Genomic DNA, 24330 nt, shown 5'->3' with positions numbered 1-24330 from the left:
AATCCGTGCCGTGTCGCGGCGTCGCCTACCCCAGCCGCTCGCGGAAGTGCTCGATCGTGCGCCGCAGCCCCTCCTCGGGAGCGACGGTCGGCTCGTAGCCGAGCAGTTCCCGGGCGAGGGTGAGATCCGGTCGGCGCTTCTCCGGGTCGTCCGCGCTACGCGTGACGTACGTCACCTCGGACTTGCTGTCGCAGAGCGCCACGATCGTCTCGGCCAGCTCCCGCATGCTCATCTCGTGCTCGGTGCCGCAGTTGATCGGCCCGCTCTCGGTGGAATCGAGCAGCAGCAGGATGCCCCGGACCAGATCCGCGACGTAGCAGATGGAACGGGTCTGGTTGCCGGTGCCGTGCACGGTGATCGGCTCGCCGCGCAGCGCCTGGGAGATGAAGGTGGGGATGGCCCGCCCGTCGTCCGGACGCATCCTCGGCCCGTAGGTGTTGTGCGCCATCACTGCGCTGCCGGCCCAGAAGTTCTCCTTGCCGGGCACACAGAAGTCGTATACCAGAGGAGTGGCCTGCACTGGTTCGATGGCGGTCACCCCGGCCCAGACCAGATCGCCCTGACGGTCGGCCGTGATCCGCTGCTCGACGCCGAGATCCCACTCCAGAGGGCTCCAGGGCGACACGTTGCAGAGGGTGAGCCGCCAGAACGGGTACTTCCGGTCGCCCGTCTTCTTCATGGTCGATGCGTAGTGGCCGATCGACGGCAGGAGGCCGAACCGTGCGAAGGCGACCACCAGGTCGTCCTTGAGCCGGGTCGAAACGGTTGAGAACTCGTGCCGGTTCCCCTCGGCCAGCTTCTTGCCGGAATGGACACCGTCACCTTGTCGGTACCCCTCCAGGAACCATTTCAGTCGGGACAACGGCAGGCCAAGGATCCAGCCCGGGATGCTCTTCTCGGTCGTGGCCAGGCCGAGATGCCGCCAGAGGTCGAGAAGGAGTTGACTGTGCACGTACAACGCGGGACCTCGCTGCGTGGTCTTCCGAGCTCGCACGACATGCAGGCCAAGGTTGGCTTCGATCACCGCCTGCGCGCGGTCCAGAGTTTCGTCGTCACACGAGATGGTGAGGTACGCGTTCTTAGGCCGCTGGTCGACCAGGCATCCTTCGGCTACGTAGAGCCCCATCAGCCAGAGCAGATCGTCGGTGAGATCGACCTGGACGGGCAGCCGAGCCTGGGCACCTGCGGCGTATCGGCGGACAGTCGCCTCGGAGGAAACCGGAATATCGAGCGCGTCGATGACCGCCAGCGGAGCGTCCTCGGCTGACCTCCAGCGCGCCAGGGTTCCCCAGCTCGAACGCCGGTCGCGGGCACCGCGTCGTGTCGCGATCAGATCCACGATCTCACGTCGCCGCTCGTGGAGCAGTTGGCCCAGCCCCGCCCAGGAAACGGCGACACTCCACGAGTCGGTGCCGCTCTGCTCGAATACGGTCAGCAGCGAAGCGTTCTTTCGATCCCGTTCGGTGATCTCGACCCGGGAGGCGATCGCGACCTGATCACCGATCCTGAGGTCGCGAACGGGAACGGGCTCGATCGCTCCAGTTGCGCTGTTCCGGCGGAAGAGGCTGTGATCGCCCGTCACGGCGAGGGCGCGACCGTACTTGGTGGTGACTCGGAAACACGGTGCGGTGGTGGGGTGTCCGACCAGCCATGTCGCTTCCGAGGCACTGACCCGTCCGTTCGCGTCGAAGGCGGGAACCGTGTAACCGTCAAGCGGCATCGACGTTCCGATTCGGTCGGCAAGCGCCTGGACCGGCTCATGGCGCAGTTCGCTGCCGTCATCGAACAACACCATCTCGTCGGCAAGGATGGAGTTGAAGATGCGTACGATCGCGGTGTCCACGCCCCGGCTGCGGCGGTACGCCATCGTGGCGGCCTCGGAGAAGCGCTTGGCCTCGTCGTAGACGCTGCGTACGCCGATCGGGTTGACGTTGCCCCAGTAGGTCTCCCGCTGCGGATGCTCCTTCGGGTCGCCGTACGCCTCGGAGGTCGACGCCAACAGGAACCGGGCGCCGTCGGCGGCGGCCCGTTCCAGCAGGTGCAGGGTGGCGACCGAGCCGACCCGCAGGATCTCCACCGGCAGCTTCTCGAAGTCGGTGGGGCTGGCCGGTGAGGCCATGTGCAGGATCGCGTCGAACCGTTCCGCCAACGCCGGGTGGGCGGGCAGCCCGTCGGAGACGTCGGCCTGCACCAGGGTGAAGTTCGGTGTGTCGAGCAGGTGGGCGACGTTCTCCTTCGACCCGGTGACGAAGTTGTCGACGGCGACCACTGTGCAGCCGCGCTCGATCAACACGTCCACCAGGTGCGAGGGGACGAAGCCGGCGCCGCCGGTGACCAGGATGCGGTGCCCAGGGCCGAAACGCTGCTCAACCTTCATGCCGGTCAGCCTATAAGGAGGGGCCCCCTGTTAACGCCTCGCGTGGTACAGGGGGCCCCTGTTAACAACTGACGGTCAGTGCGCGCCCGCTCCGGTGAGCGAACGCACCTCCAGTTCGGCGTACTTCTCCTCGTCGCTCTCCTTCGAGATCACTGTGCCGATGTAGCCGCAGAGGAAACCGAAGGGGATGGAGAGGATGCCCGGGTTCGACAGCGGGAACCACTGCCAGTCGTGATCGGGGAACATCGCCGTCGGGGCACCGGAGACCACCGGCGAGAAGAACACCAGCAGGACGGCTGCCAGCAGGCCGCCGTAGATCGCCCAGACCGCGCCGGAGGTGTTGAAGCGCTTCCAGAACAGGCTGTAGAGGATTGCCGGCAGGTTGCCTGAGGCGGCCACCGCGAAGGCCAGCGCCACCAGGAACGCCACGTTCAGGTTCTGCGCGAAGATCGACAGTACGATGGAGATCGCGCCGATCACCAGCGCGGAGATCCGGGCGACGTTCACCTCCTGCCGTTCCGACGCGGCGCCCCGCTTGACGACGTTGGCGTAGAAGTCGTGCGCCAGACTGGACGACGAGGCCAGGGTCAACCCCGCGACCACCGCCAGGATGGTGGCGAAGGCGACCGCCGCGATGATCGCCAGCAGCGCTGCGCCACCCAGGTCACCGCCGAAGAAGTCGATCCCGAGTGCCTCGGCGAGCTGTGGCGCCGCCGTGTTGCCGGCCTTGTCCTGCTCCCGGATGGCGTCGCCGCCGACCAGCGCCGCCGCGCCGAAGCCGAGCGCCAGGGTGAACAGGTAGAAGGTGCCGATGATGCCGATCGCCCAGAGCACGCTCTTGCGGGCCGCCTTCGCCGTCGGGACGGTGTAGAAGCGGATCAGGATGTGCGGCAGGCCGGCGGTGCCGAGCACCAGGGCGATGCCGAGGGAGAGCAGGTCGACCTTGTTGTAGAAGGTCTGTGTCGCGTTGCCGGCCACCTCGACGCCGTACCGTAGCCCGGGTTCCAGGAACGCGGTGCCCTGGCCGGAACTCGCGGCCGCGTCACCGAGGAGCGAGGACAGGTTGAACTTGTACTTTGCCAGCACGAGCAGGGTCATCAGCAGCGCGCCACTCATGAGCAGGAACGCCTTGACGATCTGCACGTACGTGGTGCCCTTCATGCCACCCACCGTCACGTAGATGATCATGAGGGCGCCGACCATGATGATGGTTGCGACCTTGGCGGTGTCCGCGTCCATGCCGAGGAAGGTGGTGCCGGGACGGATGCCGAGCAGCAGGGCCACGAGTGCCCCGGCGCCGACCATCTGAGCCAGCAGGTAGAAGATCGATACGGTGATCGTGGATACCGCCGCCGCCGTCCGCACCGGACGTTGACGCATCCGGAACGCGAGCACGTCGGCCATCGTGTACCGGCCCGAGTTCCGCAGCAGCTCCGCGACCAGCAGCAGGGCCACCAACCAGGCCACCAGGAACCCGATGGAGTACAGGAAGCCGTCGTAGCCGTAGAGCGCGATGATGCCGGCGATGCCGAGGAAGGACGCGGCCGACATGTAGTCGCCGCCGATCGCCATGCCGTTCTGGAAGCCGGAGAAGGACCGCCCGCCCGCGTAGAAGTCGGTGGCGGTCTTGGTCTGCCGGCTGGCCCAGATGGTGATCGCCAGAGTGGCCGCCACGAAGGCCAGGAACAGGACGATGGTCAGGTTCCGAGCGGTGGTGTTGCCCGCCTCGACGGCGAGGATCATGGCGTTCATGAGTCGCCTCCGCTGAGCTCGTCACGGATCTTGTCGGCCACCGGATCGATCTTCCGGTCGGCGTACCGGGAGTAGACCCAGGCGATGAGGAAGGTGGAGACGAACTGGAGCAGGCCGAAGACCAGCGCGACGTTGACGTTGGAGTTGAACAGGCGCGTACTCATGAAGTCGCGGGCGTACGCGGAGAGAATCACGTAGAGCGCGTACCACAGGAAGAACGCGATGGTCATCGGGAAGACGAAGCCTCGCAACGTGCGTCGCAGCCCGGCGAACTCGTCCGATCGTTGGACCGCGAGGTACCGCTCTGGCACCGAATCGGTCGGTGCGTCGGCGGGCGTGTCCGTGGACATGTGTAGATCACCACCTTCACTGGCGTCAGGGATCTCGCGCACGGTAAGGAGCGAGTTCTCCGCCAGAGAAGACCGGAGCCGGTAGTGGTCCAGGACGAGCGCCGAACGGCGGCATCGGCGCGCTCAGTGACCCGGACCACACCGTTCACCGGTTAGTCGAGGACCGACCCGGGTGACTCGGCCGGCTCGGCGTCGGTGCCGGGTGAATCAGTTCAGTTCCCGGTAGCGCCCGCGGTGGTGCAGCAGCGGCTCGGCTTCGTCGGCCAGTTCCACCCGCTCGATGGTCGCCTCGACGAGCAGGGACCAGCCGTACTCTCGGGCAACGTCCAGTCGGCAGCCGGCCCAGCCAGCCGCGTCGTCCGGGACCGGCCCGTAGGGCGTGTCGAGCCATCCGCCGGTGGCGAAGAGCCCTCCCGGCGACGGGAACAGACCGGCGAACCGGTCGGCGAGCTGCCGGTGTGGCGGGCCGAGCGGCGTCACGGCGAAGCGGCCGGTCTCCTCGGCGGCCGCCCACAGGTCTGACTCGGCGTCGACCAGTCCGAGGAGCCGACCTGGTTCGCCCTCGACGACCAGGGTCGAGGACACCGTCAGGCCGGCCGGTCCGGGTGCTGTCCAGAGGGTCACCGGTGCGGCGAGCCGGCCCCGTAGTCGGCGTACCGGCGAACGCTGCTCGGCTGGCGCGGCGAACGGGTCGGTGGAGTGGATCTGGGCACCCGGCTCTTGATTCACGTGAAACATTGTGGCCGCCGGGGACCGGACTTGAGGCGACGGCCCGGCGTTTCGGTGGTCCGTCAGCGGCGCGGGGTGACCAGGGCGAGGAGTTCGGGTTGGCGGCGGTCCAGCACGTCGCCGGCCAGGTACGCGCCGAGCAGCGCCGCGCCGACTCCGTAGGCCACACCCAGCGGCAGCCCCAGCCAGAGCCAGGCGTCGCCGAGCAGTGCCGCGGCGAGCACCATCGGTGTGGCGAGCGCTGCGGTGGCCACCATGGCCAGCAGGGTCAGCATTCCCTTCACCACCCCGGCGCCGCTGTTCATCGCGAACGGGTTGCTCGTCTCCGGCAGCGCGTACGCGCCCAGCACCGAGACGAACGAGTTGACCGCCAGTCCGGCACCGTAGGTGGCGACCAGGGCACCCGCCATGAACCCGATCCACGTCGGCTCGCCGAGGACCAGCGCGACGACCACGGCGACCACGGCCAGCATCGGCAGCACGTAGAGCGAGAACGCGGTGAGCCGGGCACGCAGCTCCAGCCGGCCGGGCACGCCGGCCACCACGTTTGCCGCGTACGCGCTGCCGTCGAAGCCGAACTGGTTGGCCAAGGTCACCGCGGCGAGCAGCCCGACGAAGAGCATCGAAACGCTGACCAGGATCGGCGACGAACTCCCTGCGGCACTGAAGCCCTGCTCGCTGTCGAAACTGAAGCCCTGCCCACCGAAGTTGACCATCACCGGCACGAAGAGGCCGACCACCGCAATGGTGATCAGGTTGGCGCGTCGTCGCGCGTCCCGCCACCAGTAGCGGGCCTCCCGGGCGACCAGGGCACCGAACCGGTCGCGGCGTAGCCAACCCGCAGCCCTGGGGAAGAGCTGAGCCACCACACCGCCGGTGAGCCTGGGCCCCGCCTTGGCCGGGCCGGCGGTGGCCGCCCCCACCATCGCCGACTCCAGCGAGCGCGACCACCAGGCCAGCAGCGCGACGATCGTCACCACGGTGATCAGCAGCTTCACGGGTGCGGCCCAGACTCGGCCCTGCGCCACGTCGATACCCGCCGTCCACGGGGCACCGAAGGGGGTCCAGCCGATCACCGTCGCCACGCCGCTGAGCCGGTCCCAGTTGGTGTCCTGGATCGCGGCCACGCCGGCGATCTGCAGCGGCCCGATCAGCGCGGCGACCACGGCGAGCAGCACGGCGGCCAGGTCGCGAACCCGGCGGGAGCGGAGCATGGAGGCGAATGCGCTGGTCACCGCTCGGGCACCGGCGACGCAGAGGAGCAGCCCGCAGACCACCCCGACGACGGTGACCAGGGCGGCCGACCAGCCGCCGAACACCGCGGCGGTCACCACCAGGCCGGAGAGCGCCAGCAGCACGGCGACCGTGGGCACGCTCACCAGCGCCGCCGCGAACAGCCCGGTCACCAGGGTGCGTCGGGACAGCGGCAGCAGCGCGAACCGGGCCGGGTCGAGCGTCTCGTCGACGCCGAAGAAGACCAGGGGCAGCAGCAGCCAACCGAGCACCGTCAGCCCACCGGCGAACGCGGCGATCATCAGGGCGTACCGGTCGTCGCCGACCAGGCCGGGTGACGCCAAACCGAAGAAGGCACCGGCCGCGAACCAGAGCCCGATCAGCGAGCCGACCAGGAACAGCGCCACCCGCCAGCCCTGACCGCGGAAGTTGTTGCCCATCACCCGCAGCTTGAGCCGGACGAAGTGGCGCGCCGATACCGACCGCGCCTGGCGCGCCGGCGTGGTCACCGGGCCAGCCACGCCAACTCCTCACCGGTGGCGGTACGCCCGCCGACCACCTCGACGAAGACGTCCTCCAGCGAGCGGTCGCCGCGTACCTGCTCCAGCGTGCCGACCTGCTTGATGGTGCCCCCGGCGAGGATCGCCACGTGTGAGCAGAGCCGTTGCACGACCTCCATGACGTGGCTGGAGAAGACCACCGTGCCGCCACCGGCAACGTACCGCTGGAGAATGTCCCGGATCAGCGCCGCCGAGACCGGGTCGACCGCCTCGAACGGTTCGTCGAGCACGAGCAGCCTCGGCCCGTGCAGCAGCGCGCAGGCCAGACCGATCTTCTTCTTCATGCCGGCGGAGTAGTCCACCACCAGGGTCCGGCCGGCGTCGGCGAGGGCCAGCACGTCGAGCAGCTCCGCCGCCCGCTGGTCGACCACGGCCGGGTCCATGCCGCGCAGCAGTCCGTGGTACGCCAGCAGTTCGGCCCCGCTGAGCCGGTCGAAGAGGCGTACCCCGTCCGGCATGACGCCGAGCAACTGCTTCGCGGTGACCGGGTCAGCCCACACGTCGTGGCCGAGCACCCACGCGCCGCCGGCGTCGGGCCGCAGCAGCCCGACCGCCATCGACAGGGTGGTGGTCTTGCCGGCGCCGTTCGGGCCGAGCAGCCCGTAGAAGGAGCCGGCCGGCACCTCAAGATCTACGCCGTTCACCGCGACCTTGCCGTCGAAGCTCTTCGCCAGGCCGCGTAGCGCCAGCGCCGGGTGCTCACCAGTCATGCGCCCGACCGTATCCGGTCTCGACCAGCCCGCCGCCCGACCGAGGGAGGATCCGCAGTTCATCCCAGAGTCGGATCCCGGAGCTGAGCCGGCACTCGTCGACCGGGCGCTCTTATGAGCGGAGGGCGTCGGGGGCGTGCAGGCGGAGCATGGTGCGGCCGATGTCGGCCGGGGCACGACGTCGGGTGGCCAGGGAGACCGCGATCATCACCGTGAAGGCCAGCGGCACCGTCCAGGCGGCCGGCTGGGCGATGAGAGCGGCCGGCCAGCCGGTCAGGGCCGGGCCGAGGACGGTGATCAGGACCGACGTCACGGCCGCGCCGCCGCCGACGAGGATCCCGGCGGCGGCACCCGCGTCGGTGAGGCCCCGCCACCAGATGCCGAGCACCAGCAGCGGGCAGAAGCTCGATGCGGCGACCGCGAACGCCAGCCCCACCACCTGCGAGACGTCCATCCCGGAGACGTTGAGGGCGAGGACCACCGGCACCACCCCGGCGATCACCGTGGCCAGCCGGAAGCCGCGCACCGAGCCCCGACCGAGCACGTCGGTGCTGATCACCCCGGCGACGCTGGTGAGCAGCCCGGACGAGGTGGACAGGAACGCCGCGAACGCTCCGGCAGCGACCAGCGCGGCCAGCAGGCGGCCGGTGGTCCCGGCGCCGAGCGCCGCCTCGGGCAACAGCACCACCACCGCGTCGGTCTGCCCGGTGACCAGCAGTTGCGGGGTGTAGATCCGACCCAGCACGCCGTAGATCGTGGGTAGCAGGTAGAAGACCCCGACCAGGGCCAGCACGACCAGGGTGGTGCGGCGGGCGGCAGCCCCGTCGGGGTTGGTGTAGAAGCGCACCAGGACGTGCGGCAGTCCCATGGTGCCCAGGAAGGTCGCCAGGATCAGTGAGTACGTGGCGAACAGTCCCCGGTCGCCGGAACCCGCGTCGTTGGGCAGCAGCCAGTCGGTGGCCCCGTTGGCGACTCCCGAGACCTCCGGCACCGGTTCACCCTCGGCGAAGCTCAGCTCGTCGCCGGGGCGTACCTCCCGGGTCTGGCCGTCCGGCAGGGTGAGCACCGCGCGCTGCTCGACCACGACGGTGGTCGCCGTCCGGAATGTCGACCCGTCGGGCGGGGTGACCGCCGGTCGCCCGTCGGCCTGCCACTGCAGGGCCAGAAAGATCGCCGGTACGGCGAGAGCGGTCAGCTTGAGCCAGTACTGGAACGCCTGCACGAAGGTGACCGCCCGCATCCCGCCCAGCGCCACGTTCGCGGTCACGACGACACCCACCACCAGCGCGCCCACCGGGTACGGCGAGCCGGCCAACGTGGCCAGTGTCAGGCCGGCACCCTGGAGTTGCGGCAGCAGGTAGAGCCAGCCGATGAAGATCACGAAAATGGTGGCCAGCGTCCGTAGCCGGCGGGAGCCGAGCCGCAGCTCGCAGAAGTCGGGCAGCGTGAACGCACCGGATCGGCGTAGCGGCGCGGCCACGAACAGCAGCAGCGCCAGGTAGCCGGCGGCGAACCCGACCGGATACCAGAGCACGTCCACGCCGTACTTGAGGATCAACCCGGCGACGCCGAGGAAGCTCGCCGCCGACAGGTACTCGCCACCGATCGCGGCAGCGTTCCAGGTGGGGCTGATCACCCGGGAGGCGACCAGGAAATCTGAGGTGGTGCGAGCCAGCCGCAGCCCGTAGAAGCCGATGGCGACGGTGACCAGCGTGACCGCCACGATCGCCGGTACGACGAGGTCGTTGCCCACGTCAGCGCTCCGGCCGCTGGACCAGGTCGGTGAAGTCCTGCTCGTTGCGTTCGGCCAGCCGGACGTACGTCCATCCGACGGCGACAAGGAACGGGAAGGAGAGCACCCCGAGCAGCAGCCACGGCAGGTTGACGCCGAGCACGGTCATCCGGCCGACCGAGGGCGCGACGGCGAACAGCCAGGGCAGTCCGCCCAGACCGACCAGCACCACCGCCGACAATTGCAGGGCCAGGGCGAGCTGAGCGCGGACCAGGCCGCGGATGAGCGCCTCACCGACCCGGGTCTGCTGGGTGAGTTCGGTGTGGGTGCCGGCGGGCCAGTGCGGCCGACGGGAAACCTCGGCCAACACCACCCGGGTACGCGCGGGAGGCCCGGATCCGACCGGCTCGTCGGAGGTTTCGGCGGGATCGGGTCGGCGGGGTGCCGGCGGTGCATCCTCGGCGGCCATCCCGGCAGTCTCGTCCGCCCGACGGGAATGTCAAGAGGGCTGTGGACAACCTGTGGACAACAGGTCACCCCTGTGGACAACCCGGTGGACAACGCCGCGATCAGCGGCTCCACTCCTGCTTGGCGGCCCGGACCAGCTTGTCCTTGAGCTCCCGGGTGTGTCGTCGGCTCACCGGCAGCTCCGTGCTGTCGATGACCACCACGTAGCCGGAGTTCACCAGGCGAAGTTCAGCGATCAGCCGCAGCTGCACCAGGTACGACCGGTGGATCCGGACGAAACCGGCGTCGGCCCACCGTTCGGCGAGCGTGGCCAGCGACACCCGTACCAGGTGCGACCCGTCCGCGGTGTGCAGCCGGGCGTAGTCACCCTGCGCCTCGACCCACCGCACCGCCGACCGGGGCAGCATCTTGGTGGTGCCGGCCAACTCGACCGGGATCGTGGGATCCTCCTCCGCCCTGGCCAGCGCGGCGGGATGGGTGGGTACCACCCGCGAGCCGACCACCCGGCGCAGTGCCTCGGCCAACCGCTCCGCGCGTACCGGCTTGCGTACGTAATCGGTGGCACCCATGTCGAAGGCGTCCGCCGCACCGTCGTCGTAGGCGGTCACGAAGACGATCGCCGGAGGTCGGACGAAGCGCCGCAGCACCCGGGCCAACTCCATGCCGTCCAGGCCGGGCATCCGGATGTCCAGGAAGACCACGTCCACGTCGTCGTCGCGGAGCACCCGCAACGCCTCGGTGGCGTCGCCGGCCGTGTGCAGCCGGGCCACCCGGTGGTCGGCCCGCAGGTGGTACGCCAACTCGTCCAACGCCGGTGGCTCGTCGTCGACCGCCAACACCCGCAGGAAACCGGCGACGGGGGTCGGGCCGGCGCCGGTCACGAACCCGCCCGTACGCCAGGGTGAAACTTCGGCACCCGCATGCTCACCTTCGTCCCCAGACCGACACCGGTCTCGACGACCAGGCCGAAGCCGTCGCCGAAGACCGACCGCAGGCGCTCGTCGACGTTCGACAGCCCGACGTGCTGGCCCGGATCGTCCCCCGGGTCGCCGGTCGACCCGGCCAGTTCTGCTATTCCTGCGGTCAGGGTGGCCGGATCCATCCCCACTCCGTCGTCCTCCACCGTTATGTGACATTCGGCGCCCGCGTCCCGGGCCTCGATGCTCACGATGCCTGTGCCCGGCTTGCGCGACAACCCGTGGCGTACCGCGTTTTCGACAAGAGGTTGCAGGCACAGGAACGGCAGGGTCACCGGCAGCACCTCGGGGGCGATCTGGAGCCGCACCTGAAGCCGGTCACCGAACCTGGCCCGCTCGATGGTCAGGTAGCGGTCGATCGAGCGCAGCTCCTCGGCCAACGTGGTGAATTCGCCGTGTGCCCGGAACGAGTACCTGGTGAACTCGGCGAACTCCAGGATCAGCTCGCGGGCCCGCTCGGGATCGGTCCGGACAAAGGAGCCGATGGCGGTCAACGCGTTGTAGATGAAGTGGGGGCTGATCTGGGCGCGCAGCGCGCGTACCTCAGCCCGGGCCAACCGCTCCCGCGACGAGTCCAGCTCCGCCAGCGCCACCTGGCTGCCGGCCCAGTGGGCGGTCTCCAGGGTGGCCTGGACCAGGCCGGGCGCGGGTGCGCCGTCGGTGACGGCGACCAGCGCGCCCGCGATCCGGCCCGACGCCCCACCGAGCGGGGCCACCACCGCACCCCGGACCGGGCAGTCGATCCGGTTGCAGGTCAGCTCCGCTTCGCCCAGCACGGTGGATCGCTCCGAGGCGATCACCCGACGGGCGGCGGTGCGCAGCTGCTCCCGGTGGTGTGCGCCGCGTCCGTCGAGGGCCACCAGGTCGTCGGTGTCGGTCAACGCCAACCCCGCCGCGCCGACCAGGGTGCGGAGGTGTCGGGCGGCCTTCGCCGCGTCGGCCGGGTTCAGTCCGGCACGCAGCGGCTCGGCCGCCAGCCCGGCGGTGTGCAGCACCTCGTAGGTGGCCCGCTGTCCGGGAGTGGCGATGCCGCGCCGCCCACGCAGCCGGCCGACCGCGAACAGCGCCCCGGCCAGCACGCTGACCAGGGAAAAAACGCCGATCACGGCGGAGACGTTGCCACCCACGTGGACGATCCTGCTGGTTCCGGGCGTTGTGGGAAAGGGGTGGGGGCCGGTCAGTACGCGCCCTTGCGCGCCACCACCACGCCCACCGTGCGCCACAGGATGCTCAGGTCGTACGCCAGCGACCAGTTGTCGACGTAGTACAGGTCCAGCCGGACGGCCTCGTCCCAGGAGAGGTCGGAGCGGCCGGACACCTGCCACAAACCGGTCATCCCCGGACGGACCAGCAGCCGGCGTCGTACATCACCCAGGAAGTCGCCGTCGTCGGCGGGCAGCGGGCGCGGCCCGACCAGCGACATCTCACCCTTGAGCACGTTGATCAGCTGCGGCAGTTCATCGAGCGACGAGGCACGCAGGAAGCGACCCACCGGGAAGACCCGGGGATCCTGCTTCATCTTGAACAGCATGCCGTCGGTCTCGTTCTGGTCGACCAGGCTGGCCAGCCGATCCTCGGCGTCGACGTACATGGTCCGGAACTTCCACACCCGGAACGTGCGCCCCTCGTGCCCCACCCGGGGTTGCCGGAAGAAGACCGGACCCGGATCGGAGATCCGGATCGCGATGGCGATCGCGATGAACACCGGAATGAGCATGAGCAGCCCGATTCCGGCGCCGACGCGGTCCATCATGCTCTTGGCCAGCAGCGCCGGCCCGGAGAGGGTGGGCTCCTCGACGTGCAGCAGCGGCAGTCCCTCGATCGGGCGGATGTGCACCCGGGGACCGGCGATGTCGGTCAGCTGCGGGGCCACCACCAGGTCGACGCCGGAGCCCTCCAACTGCCAGGCCAGGCGGCGCAGCTCGCCGGGTTCCGCGCTGGCCGAGCCGCAGACCGCGATGGTGTCCGCGCCCACCTCGCGCACCAGGGCCAGCACGTCGCGGCCCGCGTACACCGGGACGGGGGTCTGCACGCCCTTGGCCGCCGCGTAACCGTCGGTGATGTGGATGGCGACCGGGACGAGCCCGGCGGCCGGGGTGCGGGTGACCGCCGTGTAGACCTCCAGGCACTCCGGCAGGGTCCCGACCAGCACCATCCGGTGCGCCGCCTGCTGGATGTTGCGCCGGACGGTGTGCAGCACGAAACGGGCCAGGATCCGGCCCAGCAGGATCAGCAGCAGCGCCAGCAGCAGCGCCGTGCCGACGGTGAACCGGGACAGGTCGGTCTTGGTGGCGAAGGCGAGGAACGACACCGCCGCGCAGACGGTCACCCCGGCCCGGATCACCCGCTTGAACTCGTCCGGGCCGAGCCCGAGGCAGCGCCGATCGTAGGCCCCGTTGAACCAGAGAATGACCAGCCAGCCGAGCGGCAGCAGCAGGAACGCCACCGTGTAGAACCAGGTCGGGTCGTTCTGCGCCTCGTGGAAACCAGCGGTGGCCTGGTCGAACGTGCGGATCGCGGTGTAGCTGGCGAAGGCCGCCGCGGCGAAGTCGAGCAGCAGCAGGATCGCCGTGTAGGGCCGGTGCCAGCGCGACACGCGCCGCCGGGCCCGGGCCCACGCCGTTCGGGGTACGCCGTTCGGGGACGGCGGATTCGGCGGCTGGATCTCGAAGCTGTCGACGTGCCGCACGAGTCTGCTCCGGCCTTCGTTGGTAACCGGGCGCTGGAGGCTAGCCGTCACCTCACCCATGTCCTCCCGCATGACCCCGACGCGTTCACTCGCCGTGACCGCCCGGGTCGCCCACCGTTCCAGTTTCCCACGCGAGTTCCGTTCCGTCGCCGACCCGAGGGACATTGCACGGCGGCCCCTACCGCCTGGGATCTGGCCGGCCCCATGCCATTCGGAGGCCGGGGACCGGGCCACTATACCGATGGATGGCGGCCCGGGTAGAGCGCCGGACCGGTGGTTACGCGCCGCCCGTCCGATTCCGCTCCGTAATCAGGCAGTGGTGTTACTCACCGTACGAGTCTCGACAACCGTCGGTCAGCGAGGGGCTTGCCGCCGGTCTGGCACGTCGGGCAGTACTGAAGGCTGGAGTCGGCGAAGGAGACCTCCCGGACGGTGTCTCCACAGACCGGACAGGGCAACCCGGTACGCGCGTGCACCTTGAGCCCGGACCGCTTCTCGCCCTTCAACTCCGCGGCCCGCTGCCCCAGCGACCGGGTCACCGCGTCGCCGAGCACCCGACGGGTCGCCGCGTGCAGCGTCGCCATCTGGTCGTCGGTCAACCGGTCGGTCAGTGCGAACGGTGACAGCTTCGCGGCGTGCAGGATCTCGTCGGAGTACGCGTTGCCGACCCCGCCGAGCACCGCCTGGTCGGTGAGCACCCCCTTGACCTGGCCCCGCCGGCTACGCAGCGCAGCGGCGAAGGTGGCGAGGTCGGCTGAGAGCGCGTCCGGCCCGAGCTTGGCCACCCCGGGCACCGCCTGCGGGTCCGTCACCAGGTAGGCGGCGAGTTTCTTCTGCGTACCGGCCTCGGTCAGGTCGAAGCCGGAGCCGTCGTCGAGGCGTACCCGGATCGCGATCGGTCCCTTGCCGGGCCGCAACGGCACAGTCGAGGCGAACGCCTCCCGGTAGTGCAGCCAGCCGGCGCGGGCCAGGTGCACCACCAGGTGCAGGTCGCCGTCGAAGACCACGTCGAGGAACTTGCCGTACCGCCGGGCGTCGGTCACCGCCCGGCCCGCGACGGCGGTCGGCGCCGGGTCGTACGTCTTCAGGGCGCTGATCGCGGCGACCTCCAGGCGGTCGACACGCCGACCCACCGCGCGCTGTCGCAGGTAACCGGCGAGCGCCTCCACCTCCGGAAGTTCGGGCACACCCCAACGGTAGCCTTCTTTCCCGTGAGAATCGTGGTGGCGCACAACCGGTACCGGGAAGCTCAGCCCTCCGGGGAGAACACCATCGTCGACGCGGAGATTGCCCAGCTCACCGCCGCCGGTGTGGAGGTGCTGCCCTTCCTGCGCAGCTCCGACGAGATCCCGTCGATGCCGAAGAGCGCGAAGGCGCTGCTGCCGATCTCCCCGATCTACGCGCCCAGGGCCCAGCAGGAGCTGTCCCGGCTGCTCACCGAGCACCGGCCGGACGTGCTACACCTGCACAACCCGTATCCGCTGCTGTCGCCCTGGGTGGTGCGGACCGCGCACAAGCATGGCGTGCCGGTGGTGCAGACGGTGCACAACTACCGCCAGGTCTGTTCCTCCGGGCTGTACTTCCGGGACGGCATGATCTGCCAGGACTGCCGGGGTCGGGCACTGGGCGTGCCGGCGGTGGTGCACCGCTGCTACCGGGGGTCGCGGGCGCAGAGCGCGCTGATGGCCACCACCCTGGCCGTGCACCGGGGCACCTGGAAGTCGGTGGACCGGTTCATCGCGCTGACCAGCGCGGTCGCTGACCACCTGCGCGACTACGGCATCCCGGATTCTCGGATCGTCGTCAAGCCGAACGGCATCCCTGACCCGGGCGCGCCGGTGCCGCTGGGCCAGGGCTTCCTCTTCCTCGGCCGGCTCTCCCCCGAGAAGGGCCTCGACCTGCTGATGGATGCCTGGCGACGGCATCCGGACGGGACACTGGGTCCGCTGCGCGTCGCCGGGGACGGCGAGCTGCGCCCGCTGGTCGAGGCGGCGGCGGCCGAGCGTTCCGACGTCACCTACCTGGGCCCGCTGGACCGTGACGGTGTCCGCCGGGCGTTGGCGGCCAGCGCCGTGGTGCTGGCGACCTCCGTCTGGCACGACGTGCTGCCGACTGTGATCATCGAGGCGCTGGCCAGCGGCCGGCCGGTCCTCGGCACCGCGCTCGGCGGCATCCCGTACCTGGTCGGCGCGGACACTCCCCGCGAGCCCGCCGGCACCGGCCCGGCCGTCGCCGCCTCGGCGTCGGCCCCGCCCAGCCCCGACGGCCCCACCGGGTCCGAGGCGGGCGCGCTGCCGGACGGGATCCAGGCCGGCACGGCCGGCTGGGTGGTGCCCCCGGACGCGGCGGCGCTCGCCGCCGCGCTGCCGGTCGCCGCTGCCGGTGCCGCCGCGCTCTCCGCCCCGGCGAGGCTGCGCTACGAGCGCACCTTCCACCCCGACGTGGTCACCAAGCGCCTCATCGACGTGTACGCCTCCCTCGCCCGGCCGCCCCGCTAGAGCATCTCGTTCGCCGGGGCGGCGTGGGCCGAAGGCTCAGGGGGTCGACCGGAGCTACCTCGGGTGGTGCGGCTGGTACTAGTAGGAGGTGAGCTTGTAGGAGAGGAACTGGCCGGGGTTCCAGCTCCGCCAGATGCCGAGCCCCATCCCGTGTCCGGTGCAGTCGTCACTTGCGTAGGCGACGGCGTACACGGGGGTCCAGGCGATGAGGGTGACCGCGTCCTGCATCGGGTGGCAGTTGTCATCGACCGTGGTGTGCCGGGCGACCACGTAGGCGCTCTGCGCGGTGTAGAGGACCAGGCCCTGGTCAGGAACCTTGAACGGCTCCCGCTCCGGCTCGGAGGCAGCCGCAGGCGCGGCGACCAGAGAGGTGGTCAGGGCTGCGGCGGCGAGTACCGAGGCGATCCGCTTGGCGGTTTTGCGCATGAGGCCTCCAAGGGGGTGGGATGCCATGGAACAAGATCTATCTATGGAGCCTGCCATGTGATTGATTGCGGTGTCAACAATTCTTTCCCTCGCTACAGCGAAGCGCGGGCGGAGAAGGCGATGCTGGCGAGGAGGAAGCCGCCGTTGACGATGGTGAAGGCCACCACCGCCCAGAAGGTGAGCGCGGGGGCGAAGGCCAGCACCAGGGCGGCTGCGAAGATCACCGCGCCGTAGTCGCGGACCAGCTTGACCAGGCGTACCGGCAGGCTGGTGGAGGTGACCATGCTGGCGGCGTTCGGGCCGGACTGCATCACCGAGGTGACCAGGTTGACCATCCAGGTGCCGGCGAACGCGGCCACCAGCCAGACCGGCGTCGAGGGACGCTGCGCCACGGCAGTCGCCGCCAGCGCCGCCACCAGGGCGATCTGGGCGGCCACGTCACAGAGCACGTCGACCCGGGCGCCCGCCGCGCTGCCCTGGCCGGTCACCCGAGCCAGCTGGCCGTCGGCGCAGTCCAGGGCGTACGCCACCTGCCAGCCGACCAGGGCGGCCAGGCCGACCACCCAGGCCGGTACGTTCCCGGCCGCGACCGGGCCGGCGAGAACGACCACGGTGACCGAGGTGGCCAGTCCGAGCACCAGGTTGGTGATGGTCAACGCGGTCGGGCGCAGCCCGAGACGTTGGGCGACCAACGCGAAGACCGCGCCGATCCACTGGCTGATCGACTCGCTGAACAGGCCACCGCCCCGGTTCACCCGGTGGAAGTCCGCGACGGTGGGCTGGGACGGCTCAGCCAAGGTGCTCACGGAGGGCGTCAACGTAGTCTCCCAGCCGGGTACGAAGGTCGTCAGCGGACAGCGCGAGGTGCTCGAGGATCGTGTAGCGGTCCGGCCGGGTACGCGGCGCGAAGACCACTGCCTCGACGAACTGCTCGTCGGTGAGACCGAGCTCGCTCGGTCGGGTGGACAGCCCGTGCCGGTGCAGGCAGCGGGCTAGTTGCCCGAAGCGTTCCAGATCGCCTCGGAGGAAGGTGCAGAAGAGCGCGCCGAGACCGACCTGCTCCCCGTGCGAGCCGGTGCCCGGGAAGAGGTGGTCGATGGCGTGTGAGATCTCGTGGTCGCCGCCGCTGGCCGGTCGGCTGGAACCACAGATCGACATCGAGATGCCGCCCAGGATCAGCGCCTCGGCCAACGTGGTGAGGAAGGCGTCGTCGGTCAGCTTGCCCGGGTGGTTGACCAGGGCCTCCGCCCCGGTGCGGGCCAGCGTCAGGGCCAGTCCGTCGATCGGTTCGCCGCGTACCTGGTTCGCCAGTTCCCAGTCGGCGCAGGCGCTCAGGTTGCTCACCGCGTCGCCGATGCCGGCCTGGGTCTGCCGATCGGGTCCGTTCTCCACGAAGTCGAGGTCGACCAGGACGGCGATCGGGATGTGCACGCCGTACGAGCCCTTGCCGCCCTCGTGACTCAGCGACGCCACCGGGGAGGCGATGCCGTCGTTGGCGAGGCTGGTCGCCACGGTGACCATCGGGAGGCCGTAACGGGTGGCGGCGTACTTGGCGGTGTCGATGGTCTTACCGCCACCGATGCCGACGACCGCGTCGTAGTGCCGGCGACGAAGCTGGTCACCCAGCGCGTTGGCCGAGTCGACGGTACCGCCGCTGACGGTGAAGATGTCGGCCGAGCCAAGCGAGGGCTGGCACAGCTTGGCGATCTTCTCGCCCTGTCCGGGGCCGACCACCACGGCGACGTCACCGCCGCCGGAGATCCGTCGGTCAGCCAGCAACGTGCCGAGGTCCGTCACCGCACCTCGGCGCACCTCGATCGACAGCGGCGTGGTGACCGTACGGGCTAGTAGCGGCACGCGATCTCCCGCGCCCGGGCCAGGTCGGCGTGGTTGTCGACCTCGACCCAGGACACGTCACCGATCGGCGCGGCCCGCACCTCACCACCTCGATCGGCGAACTCCTGGTAGCCGTCCTCGTAGTACAGGTTCGGGTCGCGCCGCCAGGTCGTCTCCAGCGCGTCGGCGAGGGCCTCGGCCACCTGCGGCTCGATCAGAGTTGCCCCGATGTACTCGCCGTACGCCTCGGCCGGCTCCATCAACTTGGTGATCCGGGTGAGTTGGCCGGCGGCGTCGAAGGTGGTCTTCATCTCCTCCTCGGCCAGCGGCTTGATGGTGTCGATGGCCAGCAGCACACCGGGGCCACGCTCGGCCAGCAGGGTCTTCTCCACGCTCACCGGGTGCACGGTGTCCCCGTTGACCAGCAGCACCCCCCGGGAGAACCAGTCACGCGCCAGCCAGAGGGAGTACGCGTTGTTCCACTCCTCGGCCTTGTCGTTGTGCACGAGGGTGATGGTGACGCCGTACCGCCGCTCCAGGTCGGCCTGGCGTTCCCGGACGGCGTCCGCGGCGTAGCCCACCACGATCACGACGTCCGTGAGCCCCACGTCGGCCAGGTTGCGCAGGGCGATGTCGAGGATGGTGATCTCGCCATCCACCGGTACCAGCGCCTTGGGCAGGGTGTCGGTGTAGGGGCGCAATCGTCGGCCGGCGCCAGCAGCCAGCACCATGCCGACCATGCCGGCGTCAGTTCCTTCTCTCACGGCGTTCACCGAAGGAGGATAGCGCCGCCCGTGCCGGCGCTGCCGCCGGTCGACCGGCCAGCGGCCGACGGAGGTCGGTCAGCCGGGCAGGGCCGCCAGGTCGGCGAGCATCGTCAGCCGTTCCTCGGCGGTCAGCACCGCGTACGGTCCGGCCGCACGACGGTCGGTTTCCAGCTCGATGGCCTGACGCTGTGGACCGGCGGGCACCACGATGCTCGCCGCGGTATGCCCGGCGGCCTGCCACGCGTCGGCGTGCGCGTCGGCGCGGTGGTACCGCAGTACGCCGAGACGGTTGAGCAGCAGCACGCCGGGTGGGGTGCCGTCCGGCTCGTGCAGCGGCGTCACCGCGTGGAACGCCTCGCCGCCCGCTGCGGCGCAGAGCAGGTGACCGACGACCTGCGTCAGCCGCAGCACCCGGTCGTGGTGGCTGGCCCACAGTTCCTCGGTCACCTCGGCGTGCACCTGATACAGCTCAGCGAGGAAGGCCACGCCCCGCTCGGTGGCGGTCAGCTCGCCGTCCGGGCTGCGGTGGATCATTCCGTACGCGACGTGCCGGTCCAGGCTCCGGCGGCAGGTGGTCGGGTCCCGGTAGCGGGTCACCGCGGCGAACCCTGGTTCGTCGACCGTGCCACCCGGTGCGGCCAGGCGGGTGCGCAGTTCCACCAGGAAGCCGGTGGCGGGCGGTCCGCCGTACCGCTGGGCCAGCTCGGCGCCGCCACCGTGCCGACCGGCCTGCATGGCTGCGGTGAAGACCCGGTCCACGGCAGGCGCCACCAGCGCCGCGTACCGATGCGGAGGTAGCCCGACCGTGTCGCTCACGAACCGGTGGACCGCAGGGTGGCGAAGGCCTGCTCGGCGATGTGTCGGACCAATCCGTCGTTGACGTCACGGTGCTCGTCGAGCAGGTCGAGATCGTCGGGTCCGAGCCAGCGGTACTCGGTGTGCTTGCCCGCCTCCAGCACCGGGGCTGCGAGATCGCCGTCGACCCGGACCAGCCAGTCACTCTCGATCCGGGTCAGACCGTCGTCGCCGACGTAGCGGTACTCGCCGACCTCGGCGATCACCTCGGACACCCGCCAGCCGGTCTCCTCGGTGACCTCGCGGTACAGCGCCTCGTGCACGGACTCGCCCGGTTCGAGGTGCCCACCGACGATGTCCCAGCAGTTGGGGAAGAGCCGCCGGTGCGGCGAGCGGCGTTGGAAGAACAGGCGTCCGTCGGGGGCGACGATCAGCGCTCCGGTGCAGCGCAGCGGCTCGGTGGACACGTCAAGAACAGTAGCCGTGACCGCCCCGCCACGACGATGTCCGGTCTTGTCCCGGAAACCTACGGGGTTCACCATTGCGGGTATCCGGGTGCGGCTGTCCCATAGGGGTGATGTGTCATGCAGGTTCGGGAAGCAATGTCCAGTGAGATCCTCGTGGTCGGTCCGGAGCACACGCTCCCGCCAGGCGGCGCGGATGATGTCGGAGCGCGGCGTCGGGTCGGCCGTGGTGATCGATCCGGATTCCGAGGGGATCGGGATCATGACCGAGCGCGACGTGCTCAACGCGATCGGTGCCGGTCTCGACTGCGATGTCGAGCGGACCGGGGCCCACCTGACCTGGGACGTCGTCTACGCCGGGCCGGAGTGGACGATCGAGGAAGCGGCGGCGGCGATGGCCCGGGGTGGCTTCCGGCATCTCGTCGTCCTCGACGGTCGTGAGGTCGCCGGCGTCATCTCCGTACGCGACATCATGCGGGTGTGGGCGGCCAGCCGGATGGTCGGCACCGGCGGATGAGGTAGCCGGCCGGTTGTCACCCGGTTGACCGCATCGCTGGCCGAGCCGTTCCGGTTGAACGCGCCGGTCGGCGGGTACTGCCCCTGCTGTGGGCGCGGGCGGATCGTGCCCCGCGGGGAGGCGTGATGCGCGGCGCGGACCGGTTGATCCAGCAGCAGTACGAGATGCTCCTGCGGCGGGACGTGGCTCGCCTGCCGGAGCTGTACGCGACGGACGCCCGTTACGCCATGCCCGGCGTGACGGTGCGCCCGACCGAGTTGCCGGCCCTGCTGCGTACCTGGACGGGGGCCTTTCCCGACCTGCAGGTCGACCCGCTCGGTGCGATACGCACGGCAGGTGGTGCGGCGGTCGAGCACCGGTTGACCGGCACCCACACGGGGGTGCTGCACACCCCCTTCGGCACCATCGCGCCCACCGGACGGAACGTCTCCTGGGAGGTGGTGGACGTCGTCCGGGTGCGCCGGGGCCGGATCGCCGGCTGGCGGTCCTACTTCGACTGGGGGCAGTTGATGACTCTCCTCGGCCTCCGGGTGGCGGGGACCTCGCGACGGCCGCTGGACGAACCGGTCAGCCTGGCGGCCTGATCTGTTGCGGACCCCGGTGTGAGTGGATCGTCCGCCGGGGTCCGCCGTTCACCCGACCCGGTGGCTCAGGATGCGGACATCGCCGTGCCGTCGGCGTGCGGCCCACCACCGCCCGTACGCTGAACAGCCATGACCGCCGAGCAGATGATCTCCTTCGCCCGTGGCGCACCCTCACTGGACATCGTCGATGTCGAGGGGCTCAAGGCCGCCGCCGTCCGTGCCTTCGACGCCGACCCCGCCGGTGTGACCGCGTACGGCACCTCCGTCGGTTACGTCCCGCTCCGCAAGTGGATCGCCGAGAAGCACGGCGTGGCGGCGGAGCAGGTGCTGGTCACCAACGGCTCGTTGCAGGCTGACGCCTTTCTCTTCGAGCACCTGGTCCGTCCCGGCGACGCGGTGGTGGTGGAGCGTCCCACCTATGACCGCACCCTGCTCAACCTGCGGAACATGGGCAGTGAACTGCACGGCGTCACCATCCAGCCGGACGGCCTGGACACCGCCGAGTTGCGCAAGCTGCTGGAGTCCGGGGTGCGTCCCCGGCTGGCCCATGTCATCCCGAACTACCAGAACCCGGCCGGCGTGACGTTGTCCCTGGAGAAGCGGCACGAACTACTGGACCTGGCCGCCGAGTTCGGTTTCACGATCTTCGAGGACGACCCGTACGCGGACATCCGGTTCCGGGGCGAGGCGCTGCCGTCGATGCTGTCAATGGACACCCGCAACGTGGTCGTACACGCCTCCAGCTTCACCAAGACCGTCTGCCCTGGCGTCCGGGTCGGGTACCTGGTGGGTCCGACGGACCTGATCGCGGACATCGTGAAGAAGGCGACCAGCCTCTACATCTCTCCCGGCATGGTCTCGCAGGCCATCGTGCATCAGTTCTGTGTGTCGGGGGACATCGGGCGGTCGATCGAGACGGTCCGGGCGGCCCTCGGCGAACGGGCCAGGGTGCTCGCCGAATCGCTGCGTCGGCACATTCCCGAGGCCCGATTCGTGGAACCGGACGGTGGCTACTTCCTCTGGGTCGAGTTGCCGGAGGACGTCGAGGTGGACCGGCTCGCCCCGGCGGCGGCCGAGCGCGGGGTCGCGGTGGTCAAGGGCAGCGACTTCGTCATCGACGGCGGGCGGCACGCGTTGCGGCTGGCCTATTCGGCGGTCACCGCAGACCGGATCGATGAGGGTGTTCGGCGGCTGGCCGAGGCGATGGAGGCGGTACGCGGCTGAATTTCTGTCAGATTTCCGACAGAACGGCAATATTGGCGGGCCTGGACCTCCCGCTGGAGCGACTCCGGGCCCACAATGCTGCGAGCGTCACTCACCACGCGTACCAGAAATCAGGTCGGCCCCGCCGTCACGATTCCGGTACCAAACGCGGCCCAGCCGCCCACGCGTCGGTGTGACGCGGCCAGCACAACCCCCGCCCCCAACGGTGCCGGGCGGGCCGGATCGCCCCCTCACCCCCCGGATGCGGTCCGGTCCGTCCGGCGCCACCCCTGCCGCACGACCATGATCGCTGCGGCGGCGTAACCTGCAAGCCGCAGTCGGCGGGGGGAGGGACGCGATGACGGAGCGGACGCAGCGTGCGGAGGCGACCTCCGCGGACGGCCCGGCCACCGAGGGCACCCGGACCGCGAACGCCAACGGGGGCCGCGCCCTACGACCCCGAAACTGGTCGCCCATGCGGGCCGTCACGCGCCGGCTCGGCGCCGACGGATCACAGTCCGACCAGCCGCAGGCCGCACAGCGGCGTAGCGCGGTGGTCGACTGCGCGCTCTACCTCGATGGGCATCGGCAGGCCGGCGACTGGGACTACGCCGGCGCGCTGGCTGCGGCTCGCGACGCCGAGTCGGGTTTCGTCTGGCTCGGCCTGCACGAGCCGGATCTTGCCGAGATGACCGAGATCGCCACCACGTACGGGCTGCACGAACTGGCCGTGGAAGACGCGGTGAAGGCCCGGCAACGTCCGAAGTTGGAGCGCTTCGGCGAGGTCAGCTTCCTGGTGCTGCGCACCGCCCGGTACTGCGAGCACACCGAGCTGACGGAGAACTCCGATGTGGTGGAGACCGGGCAGGTGATGCTCTTCATCGGCCCGCAGTTCGTGATCAGTGTCCGGCACGGTGATGCCGGCCGGCTGACGCCCCTACGCGAGGAGTTGGAAGCTCGCCGGGAACTGCTGCTCAACGGCCCCTGGGCCGTCGCGTACGCGATCACTGACCGGGTCGTCGACCTCTACCTGGAGGTCGCCGACCAGCTTGAGGACGACATGGACGTGCTGGAGACGGAGGTGTTCGACCGCCAGACCAGCGGCCGGATCCAGCGGATCTACCAGATGAAGCGGGAACTGGTCGAGTTCAAACGGGCGGTGATGCCGTTGCAGCGCCCGTTGCTGGCGCTGACCGCGCAGATGAACCGGGACGTGCCCAAGGAGGTTCGCCGTTACTTCCGGGACGTGCAGGACCATCTCAGCCGCACCGTCGAGCAGATCAACTCCCACGACGACCTGCTGAACTCGATTCTTCAGGCGCGGCTGGCCCAGGTGACGGTCGACCAGAACAACGACATGCGCAAGATCGCTGCTTGGGCGGCCATCGCCGCCGTGTGGACGGCGATCGCCGGCGTCTACGGCATGAACTTCGGCTTCATGCCGGAGCTGAACTGGACCTACGGCTATCCAGGGGTGCTGGCCCTGATGCTCGCCACGTCCCTCACCCTCTACCGCTGGTTCCGCCGCAACGACTGGCTCTAACCCCACCCACCCCGCTCCCCGCTCCCGCTCCCCGCTCCTCGCGTCGATCATGAGGTTGTTACCGCGCTCATCGGCGTGTCGCGGTAACAACCTCATGATCAACCTGGACGGGGCGGGGCG

General features: G+C 70.1%; 22 protein-coding genes and 2 pseudogenes. 5 read left to right on the top strand and 19 right to left on the bottom strand.

Features of this window, described 5'->3' with window-relative positions; translation table 11 throughout:
- Positions 1-25: 25 nt before the first annotated feature.
- The 13 genes and pseudogenes from Vlu01_RS27550 to Vlu01_RS13295 form a co-directional block, all read right to left on the bottom strand.
- On the bottom strand, positions 26-1720 hold the full coding sequence (locus tag Vlu01_RS27550) for an NAD-dependent epimerase/dehydratase family protein (RefSeq protein ID WP_275409330.1): 1695 nt from the start codon (positions 1718-1720) through the stop codon (positions 26-28).
- A 90-nt stretch (positions 1721-1810) separates the two neighbouring features.
- Positions 1811-2377, bottom strand: a pseudogene (locus Vlu01_RS27545) (GDP-mannose 4,6-dehydratase); the annotation flags it as partial.
- A 75-nt stretch (positions 2378-2452) separates the two neighbouring features.
- Positions 2453-4129 carry a monocarboxylic acid transporter gene (locus Vlu01_RS13345; RefSeq protein WP_203998501.1) on the bottom strand — a complete coding sequence of 559 codons (1677 nt, stop codon included), beginning with the start codon at positions 4127-4129 and terminating at the stop codon, positions 2453-2455.
- Positions 4126-4479: a DUF485 domain-containing protein gene (locus Vlu01_RS13340; RefSeq protein WP_203998496.1), complete on the bottom strand. Its 354-nt coding sequence runs from the start codon at positions 4477-4479 to the stop codon at positions 4126-4128. Before Vlu01_RS13340 ends, Vlu01_RS13345 begins: the two co-directional genes overlap by 4 nt.
- Before the next feature lie 207 nt (positions 4480-4686).
- On the bottom strand, positions 4687-5274 hold the full coding sequence (locus Vlu01_RS13335; RefSeq protein ID WP_373307378.1) for a flavin reductase family protein: 588 nt from the start codon (positions 5272-5274) through the stop codon (positions 4687-4689).
- Positions 5271-6962, bottom strand: coding sequence for an ABC transporter permease (locus Vlu01_RS13330; protein WP_203998490.1), 1692 nt, complete (start codon positions 6960-6962; stop codon positions 5271-5273). The genes Vlu01_RS13335 and Vlu01_RS13330 overlap by 4 nt, the downstream gene beginning before the upstream one ends.
- Positions 6947-7711 (bottom strand): ABC transporter ATP-binding protein, encoded by a 765-nt coding sequence (locus Vlu01_RS13325; RefSeq protein WP_203998487.1) that lies wholly within the window; start codon positions 7709-7711, stop codon positions 6947-6949. Before Vlu01_RS13325 ends, Vlu01_RS13330 begins: the two co-directional genes overlap by 16 nt.
- Before the next feature lie 112 nt (positions 7712-7823).
- Entirely contained in the window at positions 7824-9464 is a 1641-nt protein-coding gene (locus Vlu01_RS13320; protein ID WP_203998483.1) for a sodium/solute symporter, read from the bottom strand.
- 1 nt (position 9465) lies between these two features.
- On the bottom strand, positions 9466-9912 hold the full coding sequence (locus Vlu01_RS13315; RefSeq protein ID WP_239095877.1) for a DUF485 domain-containing protein: 447 nt from the start codon (positions 9910-9912) through the stop codon (positions 9466-9468).
- Between the two features lie 100 nt (positions 9913-10012).
- Entirely contained in the window at positions 10013-10792 is a 780-nt protein-coding gene (locus Vlu01_RS13310) for a LytR/AlgR family response regulator transcription factor (protein WP_203998481.1), read from the bottom strand.
- Positions 10789-12015, bottom strand: a complete 1227-nt coding sequence (locus tag Vlu01_RS13305; RefSeq protein WP_203998479.1) for a sensor histidine kinase — start codon at positions 12013-12015, stop codon at positions 10789-10791. The genes Vlu01_RS13310 and Vlu01_RS13305 overlap by 4 nt, the downstream gene beginning before the upstream one ends.
- A gap of 50 nt (positions 12016-12065) precedes the next feature.
- Positions 12066-13637: a sugar transferase gene (locus tag Vlu01_RS13300; RefSeq protein WP_203998607.1), complete on the bottom strand. Its 1572-nt coding sequence runs from the start codon at positions 13635-13637 to the stop codon at positions 12066-12068.
- A gap of 266 nt (positions 13638-13903) precedes the next feature.
- A complete protein-coding gene (locus tag Vlu01_RS13295; protein ID WP_203998478.1) occupies positions 13904-14764 on the bottom strand; it encodes an Fpg/Nei family DNA glycosylase in 861 nt (286 codons plus the stop codon).
- A 24-nt stretch (positions 14765-14788) separates the two neighbouring features.
- Here Vlu01_RS13295 and Vlu01_RS13290 point away from each other — a divergent pair, with 24 nt between their 5' ends.
- Positions 14789-16075, top strand: coding sequence for a glycosyltransferase family 4 protein (locus Vlu01_RS13290; protein ID WP_203998476.1), 1287 nt, complete (start codon positions 14789-14791; stop codon positions 16073-16075).
- Between the two features lie 78 nt (positions 16076-16153).
- On the opposite strand, the gene Vlu01_RS13285 is transcribed toward Vlu01_RS13290, so the two are convergent.
- The 6 genes from Vlu01_RS13285 to Vlu01_RS13260 form a co-directional block, all read right to left on the bottom strand.
- Positions 16154-16501 carry a hypothetical protein gene (locus tag Vlu01_RS13285; RefSeq protein ID WP_203998473.1) on the bottom strand — a complete coding sequence of 116 codons (348 nt, stop codon included), beginning with the start codon at positions 16499-16501 and terminating at the stop codon, positions 16154-16156.
- Between the two features lie 92 nt (positions 16502-16593).
- Positions 16594-17307, bottom strand: a complete 714-nt coding sequence (locus Vlu01_RS13280; protein WP_203998470.1) for a CDP-alcohol phosphatidyltransferase family protein — start codon at positions 17305-17307, stop codon at positions 16594-16596.
- On the bottom strand, positions 17291-18358 hold the full coding sequence (locus Vlu01_RS13275) for an iron-containing alcohol dehydrogenase family protein (RefSeq protein WP_203998467.1): 1068 nt from the start codon (positions 18356-18358) through the stop codon (positions 17291-17293). The genes Vlu01_RS13280 and Vlu01_RS13275 overlap by 17 nt, the downstream gene beginning before the upstream one ends.
- The gene (locus Vlu01_RS13270; protein ID WP_203998604.1) at positions 18346-19077 is read right to left on the bottom strand and encodes a phosphocholine cytidylyltransferase family protein; all 732 of its coding nucleotides are present in this window, start codon (positions 19075-19077) and stop codon (positions 18346-18348) included. Before Vlu01_RS13270 ends, Vlu01_RS13275 begins: the two co-directional genes overlap by 13 nt.
- A gap of 102 nt (positions 19078-19179) precedes the next feature.
- On the bottom strand, positions 19180-19920 hold the full coding sequence (locus Vlu01_RS13265) for a hypothetical protein (protein WP_203998464.1): 741 nt from the start codon (positions 19918-19920) through the stop codon (positions 19180-19182).
- The gene (locus Vlu01_RS13260; RefSeq protein ID WP_239095876.1) at positions 19917-20366 is read right to left on the bottom strand and encodes an NUDIX domain-containing protein; all 450 of its coding nucleotides are present in this window, start codon (positions 20364-20366) and stop codon (positions 19917-19919) included. The genes Vlu01_RS13265 and Vlu01_RS13260 overlap by 4 nt, the downstream gene beginning before the upstream one ends.
- A 117-nt stretch (positions 20367-20483) precedes the next feature.
- Here Vlu01_RS13260 and Vlu01_RS13255 point away from each other — a divergent pair.
- From Vlu01_RS13255 to corA, 4 genes and pseudogenes are all read left to right on the top strand, one after another.
- Positions 20484-20880, top strand: a pseudogene (locus Vlu01_RS13255) (CBS domain-containing protein).
- Positions 20881-21005: 125 nt separating this feature from the next.
- Positions 21006-21464 carry an ester cyclase gene (locus Vlu01_RS13250; protein WP_203998458.1) on the top strand — a complete coding sequence of 153 codons (459 nt, stop codon included), beginning with the start codon at positions 21006-21008 and terminating at the stop codon, positions 21462-21464.
- A 129-nt stretch (positions 21465-21593) separates the two neighbouring features.
- On the top strand, positions 21594-22688 hold the full coding sequence (locus Vlu01_RS13245) for an aminotransferase-like domain-containing protein (RefSeq protein WP_203998455.1): 1095 nt from the start codon (positions 21594-21596) through the stop codon (positions 22686-22688).
- A 337-nt stretch (positions 22689-23025) separates the two neighbouring features.
- A complete protein-coding gene (gene corA, locus Vlu01_RS13240; protein WP_203998452.1) occupies positions 23026-24210 on the top strand; it encodes a magnesium/cobalt transporter CorA in 1185 nt (394 codons plus the stop codon).
- Positions 24211-24330: the final 120 nt, after the last annotated feature.

The organism is Micromonospora lutea (genome assembly GCF_016863535.1).
Lineage (GTDB): Bacteria > Actinomycetota > Actinomycetes > Mycobacteriales > Micromonosporaceae > Micromonospora > Micromonospora lutea.
Note: the sequence above shows the minus strand (reverse complement) of the source record. Positions and strands in the feature narration are given on the sequence as shown.